The sequence below is a fragment of the Rheinheimera sp. genome (assembly GCF_020217005.1).
Taxonomy (GTDB): domain Bacteria; phylum Pseudomonadota; class Gammaproteobacteria; order Enterobacterales; family Alteromonadaceae; genus Pararheinheimera.
Genome location: NZ_JAIWOI010000283.1, coordinates 1 through 10,000 on the forward strand (window position 1 = coordinate 1; position 10,000 = coordinate 10,000).

The following is a 10,000-nucleotide window of genomic DNA, read 5'->3' on the forward strand; positions in this document are numbered from 1 at the left end:
AGGAGTCGGCCAGACTCAGGGCTGAGTATCAGGCCCTGTGCCAAAGGCGCAGGCTTTGGCAATTGTCGCACCAGTTGGTCGGTCAGCAGGTGCTGCATTAACCACTAGTGCAACAGCCACTTACCCTTTTCAAAGATCAAATTTTGTCTCTTATGCTCTGGCTGACCGTTTTGATTGTGTAGCCTGGTAAACTCAACCTGAGTGGGGTTGACCCAGCGCATGTTCATTGGGTTCCAGGGTTGTAGCCTGTTGTCATCACCACTGAGCACTATTTCAGCGCGCAGTTTAGTGTATCGGATTTTATAAATTACAATCAGGTTGGCATTTTCTTTATCTGTATGAGCTTCTGAATAAACCAGCAGGCGTTTTTTGTCTGGAGATAACAAGGGGAAGCCATTGATCTGTGTTTGAATACCGGTTTTCCTGTTGATCAGATAAACACTACGGCCTGGCGATTCAAAAACCCAAACGACTATCAATTCAACGTCTTTCAGATAAGCGACCACAAAGGGTTGAGTATCCTCGTCGGTTTTTTCTTTAAAAATCGGGAAAGACACTGCTCCGGCTTCAGTCTCCAGATGTAAAAAATTACTGTTTCTCTGTACCTTTAGTGGCGTGTTTTCTATCAGATGTTGTTCTAATAGGGCCGCACAGGACGGATCAAGCGGAACTTTAAATTCGCACGCGTCAAGCAAAAAACTGGACACCGCAAAAAGTGCGGACAAGGCCCATAGCCCTAGGGTTTGAAAATGGCTTATGCCGTACATCCGATCCTTACCTGTAATTAAACGCTTTGCTTCAGATTATTGCGCCAGGGACTGAGGAAATCTTTAATAACGTCATCACTATTTCACGAAAAAATGTTAAAAATACTCTACAAGGATAAAAAACCAGCGTTGGAGAACTATATGGCACAACAGCATAGAACAGTTTTGATCACAGGGGCAAATCGGGGCATAGGTTTTGCGATTGCCAGACATATGTTGCAACTGGGAACTTACCGGGTTTTAGTGGCTGCGCGCCAACAAAAAGATGCAGAAGAGGCTGTGGCAATCTTAGGTTGTGGTATTGCCGTGCGGCTTGATTTAACTGATCCATTGTTACTGGAGCAAAAAGCGCTGCAAATAGAGCGTCAATACGGTCCGGTAGATGTGCTGATTAATAATGCTGCCATACTGCATTCCAGCGATGTCGCTCAGACTAATGCCGAAGATTTGATGCATAGTTTGTCAGTAAATACAGTAGCGCCTTTTATGCTGTGTAAAGTGTTTGGCCAGTTAATGAAACAAAGGGGGTACGGCCGTATCGTAAATATTTCATCTGGCTGGGGGAGTTTCTCTGAAGGACTGGAAGGTCCTGCTTGTTACGCTATTAGCAAGGCTGCACTGAATGCAGTGACGGTCAACTGTGCCCGTGCATTGATGCCAGAAGTGAAAGTCAATGCGGCTTGCCCCGGCTGGGTACGCACCCGTATGGGAGGAGAAGCAGCGGATCTTAGTCCTGAACAAGGCGCGGAAACACCGGTCTGGCTCGCCAGTCTTGGGGATGACGGGCCGACAGGTGCATTTTTCCGCAATAAAACTCAGATTGAATGGTAACAGCGGCTTTAGAAATCCTGCACTGTAGGGCGCAGTACTATTTCGTTAATGTCGACTTCGTGAGGTTGCTCAATAGCATAAGCCACGGCTCTGGCCACCGAGTCAGCCGGAATAGCCATCTGATAGAAGTTACCCACAAATTCTGCGCTTTGCTGATGGCTGCTGCCATGCTTCAGCTCAGAATCAACAGCACCAGGCAGTATAGTGGTAGTACGGATGCTACCTCCAACTTCATGACGTAAACCTTCGCTGATCGCCCGTACCGCAAACTTAGTACCGCTATACACAGTACCACCAGGGCTGAACACTTTAGTGCCGGCAACAGAGGAGATATTGATAAAATGCCCCTGTTGCTGTTGTTCAAATACAGGTAGTGCCGCTGCTATACCATAGAGTACCCCTTTGATGTTGATGTCTATCATTCGGTCCCACTCATCAGTTTTTAGCTCACTAAGTGGCGCTATCGACATCAGGCCTGCGTTGTTTATGATGACATCTAACTTGCCAAAACGATGAACTGCCAATTGTACCAAAGCCCGCACATCACCGGCTTGAGTGACGTCAGTTACCAGATAAGCGGCTTGCCCGCCACGGGCTTCGATACTAGCGACAATCTGCTGCAGTTTATCCTCGCGGCGCGCCCCTAATACGACCTTGGCGCCCAGACTGGCCAAATGATAAGCCGTTGCTTCTCCTAAGCCACTGCTGGCACCTGTGATTACTACAGTTTTTCCTGAAATATTCTTACTCATGCTGTGTTCCTCAGTTGGTTTGTACAAAGTTGCTCTTGGCCACAGCAGTATGTAGGGATAGACAAATCCAAAAAATGGAAATATTTTGATATTACAATTCCTGAATTTGGAATAATTTATGTTGAACAAAGTTGAATTGCTGCGAATTTTTTGTGCTGCCGCCCAATCCGATAGTTTTAAGGCGGCCGCAGTGCGTTTGCATATTTCTCCTCAGGCGGTAACCAGAGCAGTGCAACAATTGGAGCAGCATACAGGGGAAGTATTGTTCCATCGCAGCACCCGCCATATCAGACTGACGCGCTTTGCCGAAGAGTTCTTAGTGCAGGCAAAGTCCAGCCTGGAGCAACTGGATATCTTGTTTCAAAAACGGCAGGCCCAGAGCAAAGATGAGATTGCTGGTGTGGTTAGGGTTGCAGTGCCAAAGGTTTTGCGGTCGGCGTTAATGCCTGTTTTTACCGCTTTAGCCTCGCAGCACAAGGCATTGCAGCTGGATTTGCGCTTTTCGGACCAAATTGCGGACGTCGTTGACGAACAAATTGATTTAGGCGTCAGGATAGGTTTAGTGAAAGACAATAGTTTTATTGTCCGTCAGGTGGCTCAGGTTGGGTTTTATCTGGTGGCCAGTCCGGCGTTATTAGCGCGCTACCAAATCCCTGACAATCTGGAACAATTAGCCTTGTTGCCAGTCACTGTACTGATGGACAAAGGTACAGGCAGACCATGGCATTGGTTCTTTAAGGATGCAGTGTTATGGTCGCCGAAGCGTTGCAGTTTTAGTCTGGATGACGCCGAAGCTGAAGTGGAAGCTACATTGGCCGGGCTGGGAGTATCGCAGCTGGCGTCCTACAGCGCTATACCTCATATTCGCACTGGCGCTTTAGTACGTCTATTACCTGAACTTGAGCCAAAAGCCTGGCCTTTATCCGTTTACCGACCACAGCGTGGGCCTGTGTCTGATCGGGTCAGACTGGTGATGGACTGTCTGGTGAAAGCCCTGAGTGACAGGGAGATATTTCCCGAATCTCCCTGAACTTCTCACCTTTAGCCTCTGTGTCAGTCCGGAACATGAATACGCGCTTTTACGTATTTTAATTGCGCCACTATGGTAAAAGTCATGATCACCAGCAAGGACCAGGAACTCCATTTGCCGACGTGGACCACAGACCAGGCGCCCAGCTGGTTTGGGTAGCTCCACAACCCCATAAATGTACTGATGTTCTCTGCCAGCCAAATAAAAAAGCCCACTAAAATAAAACCAAGTAACAACGGCATCTGCCGTTCTTTTTCCAGCGGATGGTAGTACACCATAGTTCTGGCATATAAACCCAGGGTGATAGCGGCCAGATACCAGCGATAATCACCTATGTAATGATGGCTAAAAAAATTAAGATAAATCAGAGATGCAATCAGAGCGGCCATCCAATAAGGGGGATGGTGTCGTACTCTAAGTTCCATTAATCGCCAAATTTGAATGATGTAACTGCCAACAGCGGCGTACATAAAGCCAGCAAAAAGTGGCACTCCAAACACCTTACTAAAGGCTGGATCCGGATAGCTCCAGGATTGAATACTGCCCGAGGTCTTAAACACCTCCAGTGCAAAGCCTACCAAATGAAACAGGCTGATGGCCTTGGCCTCGTCCAGGGTTTCCAGTTTGGCCCAGACCATCCAAAGCTGGATCAACAATGCCAGAATCAAAAGTAAATCGTAACGACTGATGCCAGCTACACCCTGGCGTGGAACCAGTAAAACTGACAAGAAAAACAGACCAACAAATAAGCAGGCTCTGGCCTGTTTGATGCCAAAGAACAAAAACTCCCAACAAAAACTTTGTGATGCTGAACTGTTTTTTGGCGTTGTAACAGACATAAGCCATTGATCAAATTTGTTAATTTGCACCGACATCCGATGACTATCCTTGTGATTTCAAATCCCTCTGTAAGCTCAAACTATAAGCTGAGGCTGCTAAAAGCAAGTCCTGAGTCACCCCCTAATGCGGCAATCTGGTGGGTCAGTTCTGCCGGCTGAGTTGAGCCGAACAAGGCAGAAACCCAACCAGTTGCGGTTGATGACTGATCGCCGTTCCCATATTGCCGTACACTAAAATAACCACGGGTAATAGGAGTCAGCTTCCTCTGATGAGTCTGTTTCAGCGCATATTGGTGTTTTGTTTGGTTTTATTGGCTCTGGCTCTGCAGTCTGTTCAGGCTCAAACCAGCGGCTGGGTCAAGGCTAGCCATTTAAAAGCGCAGCTGGTCAGCGACCATCAGGATGTGCGGCCAGGCCAGAAGCTGAAGCTGGCACTGCATTTTATTCCGGATGAACACTGGCACACCTATTGGCAAAATCCAGGCGACTCAGGTTTAGCCACCAGTATTGCATGGACTTTACCTGCTGGTGTTACTGCTGGTGCTATTCAATGGCCAGCACCTGCGGCTATATCTGTACCACCACTGGTGAATTATGGCTTTGAAGGTCCCACCATCTTAGTCTCAGACTTAACTATTCCTTCTGACTTCAGCGGCTCACAGTTGCAGATCAAGGCGAAAGTTGATTGGCTGGTTTGCAAAGAAATTTGTATTCCTGCTGAGGCCAGTTTTGCTCTGAATTTAGCTGTGACTCAAACCTCTGTTGTCGCTACGGACTATCTACAACTTTTTGAACAAGCCAGCCAAAGACAACCTAAACCTCTGCAATTGCAAGGCCGTTATGGCGTGCAAAACCAGAAGTTTTCCGCTGTCGTGCAAATGCCGGAAGACCTTAAGGTTTCAGCTTTTTTTGTTGCCGCGACCGAGTTGGTTGATCACGCAGCTCCTCAACAGATTGACTGGCTGGATGGCGAGTTGTTGTTACGGCAGCAGCAAAACACTTACTTCAATCAGGCCCCGGCCAGCTTTGACTTGGTGCTGAATACTGCGGCTGGTCCTGTGTTGCTGCAGCTGCAGCATGAGAGCGCAACTCAAACATCAGAACCAATAGTCGCCAATTTTAGTTTACTGGATTGGATGGTTATGTTGGCTTTGGCCGTTGTGGGTGGTTTGATTTTGAATCTGATGCCTTGTGTCTTTCCTGTGTTGTCTTTAAAAGCTGTGAGTCTGGTCAATAGTCAAAACTCTGCACAGCACACCAAAGCAGAAGCATTATGGTACAGCGCCGGAGTGGTGCTGAGTTTTGTATTGTTAGCAACTGTACTGCTTGCGTTCCGGGCTGCAGGCCAGGCTGTTGGCTGGGGTTTTCAACTGCAAAACCCACTTGTTGTGGGAAGCTTGGCTTATTTGCTGTTTGTATTAGCTTTAAGTTTATCTGGTGTGGTGCAATTAGGTTTGGGCTGGATGGATTCGGGTCAGCAACTTACTCAGCACCAAGGGTATAAAGGCTCCTTTTATACCGGTGTGTTGGCCGTTGTGGTCGCGAGCCCCTGCACAGCACCTTTTATGGGCACAGCTTTAGGGTATGCCGCCACTCAACCTGCATTCGCCGCTTTGGCTATTTTTGCCGCTTTGGGTATAGGTATGGCTTTACCTTTCCTGCTTCTGGCCTGGTGGCCTGGCTTTTCCTCCTGGTTGCCTAAGCCCGGGCTTTGGATGGAGAAGCTAAAACAATGGCTGGCTTATCCTCTGTATTTAAGCGTGGTCTGGTTATTGTGGGTCTATGGTCGTCAGCAAGGATTAGATGCTTTAGCCTTAGCCCTAACAGGTCTGGTTTTGTTAGGTGCGGCTTGTTGGTTGTGGGGGCAGTTACAACTGCAGCAGGCAGGAAAAGTCAGCGGACTGTTCGCCCTGATCTTGTTGATCGGCTCAGTGGGTCTTTTGTGGTATCCCGAGCCTGGCGCTCAACAGCTTAAAAAAACTGATCATGCAGAAGTCTGGTCAGAGCAACGTTTAAAGCAACTGGTGCAGGACGGTCAGCCTGTGCTGGTGAATATGACAGCGGACTGGTGTATCACCTGTTTAGTCAACGAACGTGTGGCATTGGATACGGACAGCAGTAAAGCTGCTATGGCGTTGTATAACCTGAAGTACCTCAAAGGAGACTGGACCAACAAAGACCCGGCCATCAGCAATTATTTGCGCCAGTTTCAGCGAGATGGTGTGCCTTTGTATGTGTTGTATTGGCCGGGTCAGCCGCCTGAAGTCTTGCCGCAAATTTTAACGCCGGATTCATTACGCCAGGCGTTGGAGCAATTGAGCAGTAAACAACCTTTAATTACCCGTCAATAACCGCAGGAGTGAAACCATGAAACTCAAGCTTGCTTTAAGTTTATCTGCCTTATGTTTTGCCAGTAGTCTGTTTGCTACACCTCAAGTAGGCCAGGCTGCGCCAGCTTTTACTTTGATGGACAGCAAAGGTCAAAGCCACTCATTAGCCGATTTTGCCGGTAAAACTGTAGTATTGGAATGGAGCAATCACGAATGTCCTTTTGTGGTTAAACACTACAGTGGCAACATGCAAAGCTTACAGAAACAATTTGGCACTGAAGAGGTGGTTTGGTTAACCCTGATTTCCTCAGCCCCGGGGAAACAAGGCCACATCAGCGCAGCCAAAGCCGATGAACTAACCAGCAGCCGCAATGCAATGCCGGACGCTGTGCTCTTTGATGAAACAGGCGTGACAGGCAAAGCTTATGATGCCAAAACTACCCCTCATATGTATGTGATTGATAAAAAAGGTGTCTTACAATATATGGGGGGCATCGACAGTATTCCGTCAGCTAAAGTGGATGATATAGCCAAAGCCACACCTTATTTTTCTGACGCATTAACCGCTGTGTTAGCTGGTAATCCGGCCAGTCCTGCAGTGACTAAGCCATACGGTTGCAGCATCAAGTACTAAGCTGCCATCTCCCTGGAGCTGCAGCTTTGCCTGCTGCAGTCTCTTACCCCAGTTGCAGAAGTAACCAGGCGACTATGTACTGATTCGCTTATTGTCGCGCTGCAACTCTAAGGAGTTTGGCTATGTAGAGCGCATTTTAATCGGGGCAGTTTCTCTGCCTGGATAAAAATCCGGATTTACTCTTTTACCACCGCCTTAAACAAGGTATAAGTGCGCAATGAAAACTCCAAAACGCATTCAGCCGCTAATAGACGAAGGTCTGGTGGATGAAGTACTCAGGCCACTGATGAGTGGTAAAGAAGCCTCCGTCTATGTAGTGCGGTGTGGTGAGCATATTCGCTGCGCCAAAGTGTATAAAGACGCCAGCCAACGTAGCTTTAAAAAAGCTGTGCAGTATCAGGAAGGCCGCAAGGTGCGCAGCTCCAGGCGCGCAAGAGCTATGGAAAAAGGCTCGGCTTTTGGTCGTGAGCAGGCGGAAGAAAGCTGGCAAAATGCTGAAGTAGATGCTTTATACAAACTGGCTGATGCAGGTGTACGGGTGCCTGTTCCTTATGGCTGTTTTGACGGCATTTTGCTGATGGAGCTGATCTTAGACGAAGAGGGTGATGTCGCTCCTCGTTTAAATGATATTCAACTAACGGCAGAACAAGCACGGCGCGACCACAAAACTATGATGCAGGATATTCTGCGCATGTTGTCCGTAGGTTTAGTGCATGGCGACTTATCCGAATTTAACGTACTGCAGGATCCACAAGGCCCTGTGATTATCGATTTACCGCAAGCTGTAGATGCGGCTGCCAATAACAATGCGCAGTGGATGCTGGAGCGGGATGTCAACAACATCACCCAGTATTACGCTCAGTTTGCGCCTGAACTGGCCACCACAAAATACGCCAAAGAGATCTGGGCCTTGTTCGAAGCTGGTAATCTCAATCCAAATACAGTACTGACAGGCGAATTTGCTGAGTCAGAACAGGCTGCTGACGTCAGTGCTGTGCTGGATGAAATTAACGCCGCTTTTGCCGAAATGCAGGAACGTAAAGAACGGCAACAGGCCGCCAATGAACCGGATTAGAAAAAGATTATACCCAAGACAAGTGGAGTTGCAGCGCGGCGACAAGTGAATGAGATTCCAACATACATAGTTGCCTATGCGATTGGGGCGAAAGAGCGCAGTCAACACACTGCGGCTTCAAGTATGAAGGGGATAGATATGTTGGTGAAACAAAGTGATAGCCTGGTGCTGCTGATTGATATGCAGGAAAAACTGGCGCCAGTGATCGACCAGGGCAAAGAAGTGGAACAAGCTGCGGCTTGGGTATTACAAATTGCTGTGCAGCTGGGTGTGCCTGTGCTTGCCACAGAACAGTATCCACAAGGTTTAGGTGTTACTTTGCCTGCTTTGGCCGAGTTAGTGCCTGAAAACCATGTCATGGAAAAAATTCATTTCAGCGCTTTGCGTGAACCTCTGATCGCTGAGCGTATAAAGTTAAGCGGCAAAACCCAACTGGTGATTATGGGCACTGAAACTCATGTTTGTGTGCTGCAAACTGCTATGGATGCCTTAGCTGCCGGTTATCAGGTGTTTATTGTCGAAGAAGCTGTAGGCTCCCGTACTGAACAAAACCGTCAACTGGCTTTATTGCGTTTACAGCAGGCTGGTGCACAAATTATCAGTAAAGAAATGCTGGCTTTTGAATGGCTGGATAAAGCGGGTACAGAGAACTTCCGTACTATCAGTAAAGGCTGGATCCGCTAAAGTGATCATGCGGTGAACTTGTGATGTTAAAGCTGCTGACTGTTTCCTTCTGGCGTGTACTTGCCTGTCTTAGTTTGCTGCTGGGTTTCATAGGTGTGGTAGTGCCTGGTTTACCTACAGTGCCTTTTTTACTGCTGTCGGCCTGGTCTGCAGGCAAAGGCTGGCCACGTTTAGAACTTTGGTTATTAGCCCACCCCAGCTTTGGTCCGCCGTTACATCGCTGGCGAGACCATGGCGCCGTGCCCCGTAAAGCCAAATACCTGGCTAGTGTGATGATGTCTTTGTCGGTTGTTATGTTGCTGCTATCCACAGCACCCTTCTGGCTTAAAGTGGTATTACCGTTTTTTCTTGCTGTTGTCGCTATCTGGTTATGGCGCAGGCCGGAAGCCTGAGCAGGTTTACTCCCTCCTTCCTGAGATCCAAAACCCGCCGTACTGCACCAAAGTGTTATGTTGAATTTTTATACATTCTTCTATGGTTAATCCGATTATCAACCGAGGAAGACCTATGAAAACAATAACAAAGTACATCCGTGGTTTAGTTCTGAATTCTTTGTCCTGTCTGCTACTGTTTAGCCCAATGTTGCACGCTGCTTGTCTGGATGCAGTAGTTCTGGTGCATGGCAATACAGCGGCGCCATCCAGTTGGAACAATACCTATAATTTATTGCTGACCAAAGGTTACACGCCTGCTGATATTTATCGACCCAGTTGGGGAAGCAGTAGTTGTGCAGCTTGTAATGATCACAATGGCGCTGAAGAAACACCAGTGCGAGTCGCTATTCAAAATGCGCTGGCCACTTCCTGCACCGGCAAAATTGATGTGATAGGGCACTCAATGGGCGCCACTTTGGCAGCGCAACAAATTACTAAACTTGGAGTGCATAATCAGGTGGATGCTTTTGTTGGCGTTGCCGGAGCTTTTCGTGGGTTATTAAGTTGTGGGGTTTATCCGTGGCATGTGATCACCAGCACTTGTGGTGTTTATGGCTTGTCGGTTGGCAGTCCTTTTCTGGATGATTTATATGGTGTACGTTTTGGTAACAGAGTGTATTCGAT

General features: G+C 47.9%; 11 protein-coding genes. 8 read left to right on the forward strand and 3 right to left on the reverse strand.

Features of this window, described 5'->3' with window-relative positions:
• Positions 1–104: 104 nt before the first annotated feature.
• Complete coding sequence (locus LDL40_RS13760; protein ID WP_300995952.1) at positions 105–767, reverse strand: hypothetical protein; 663 nt, start codon at positions 765–767, stop codon at positions 105–107.
• A 141-nt stretch (positions 768–908) separates the two neighbouring features.
• Here LDL40_RS13760 and LDL40_RS13765 point away from each other — a divergent pair, with 141 nt between their 5' ends.
• Positions 909–1,598, forward strand: a complete 690-nt coding sequence (locus LDL40_RS13765; protein WP_300995954.1) for an SDR family NAD(P)-dependent oxidoreductase — start codon at positions 909–911, stop codon at positions 1,596–1,598.
• A gap of 8 nt (positions 1,599–1,606) precedes the next feature.
• Here LDL40_RS13765 and LDL40_RS13770 read toward each other — a convergent pair whose 3' ends face one another.
• Positions 1,607–2,350 carry an SDR family oxidoreductase gene (locus tag LDL40_RS13770; RefSeq protein WP_300995956.1) on the reverse strand — a complete coding sequence of 248 codons (744 nt, stop codon included), beginning with the start codon at positions 2,348–2,350 and terminating at the stop codon, positions 1,607–1,609.
• Between the two features lie 118 nt (positions 2,351–2,468).
• On the opposite strand from LDL40_RS13770, the gene LDL40_RS13775 reads away from it, so the two are divergent.
• A complete protein-coding gene (locus LDL40_RS13775) occupies positions 2,469–3,380 on the forward strand; it encodes a LysR family transcriptional regulator (protein ID WP_300995957.1) in 912 nt (303 codons plus the stop codon).
• 23 nt (positions 3,381–3,403) lie between these two features.
• On the opposite strand, the gene LDL40_RS13780 is transcribed toward LDL40_RS13775, so the two are convergent.
• On the reverse strand, positions 3,404–4,255 hold the full coding sequence (locus LDL40_RS13780; protein WP_300995958.1) for a DUF817 domain-containing protein: 852 nt from the start codon (positions 4,253–4,255) through the stop codon (positions 3,404–3,406).
• Between the two features lie 233 nt (positions 4,256–4,488).
• Between LDL40_RS13780 and LDL40_RS13785 the strand changes: the two genes are divergently transcribed.
• From LDL40_RS13785 to LDL40_RS13810, 6 genes are all read left to right on the forward strand, one after another.
• On the forward strand, positions 4,489–6,570 hold the full coding sequence (locus LDL40_RS13785; RefSeq protein WP_300995959.1) for a protein-disulfide reductase DsbD: 2,082 nt from the start codon (positions 4,489–4,491) through the stop codon (positions 6,568–6,570).
• 16 nt (positions 6,571–6,586) lie between these two features.
• Positions 6,587–7,183, forward strand: a complete 597-nt coding sequence (locus LDL40_RS13790; protein ID WP_300995960.1) for a redoxin domain-containing protein — start codon at positions 6,587–6,589, stop codon at positions 7,181–7,183.
• 217 nt (positions 7,184–7,400) lie between these two features.
• A complete protein-coding gene (locus LDL40_RS13795) occupies positions 7,401–8,258 on the forward strand; it encodes a PA4780 family RIO1-like protein kinase (RefSeq protein ID WP_300995961.1) in 858 nt (285 codons plus the stop codon).
• Positions 8,259–8,396: 138 nt separating this feature from the next.
• Entirely contained in the window at positions 8,397–8,942 is a 546-nt protein-coding gene (locus tag LDL40_RS13800; protein ID WP_300995962.1) for a hydrolase, read from the forward strand.
• A gap of 23 nt (positions 8,943–8,965) precedes the next feature.
• Positions 8,966–9,334 carry a YbaN family protein gene (locus LDL40_RS13805; RefSeq protein ID WP_300995963.1) on the forward strand — a complete coding sequence of 123 codons (369 nt, stop codon included), beginning with the start codon at positions 8,966–8,968 and terminating at the stop codon, positions 9,332–9,334.
• A 115-nt stretch (positions 9,335–9,449) separates the two neighbouring features.
• Positions 9,450–10,000: triacylglycerol lipase (locus LDL40_RS13810; RefSeq protein ID WP_300995964.1), on the forward strand; the 551-nt coding region annotated here is incomplete at its 3' end.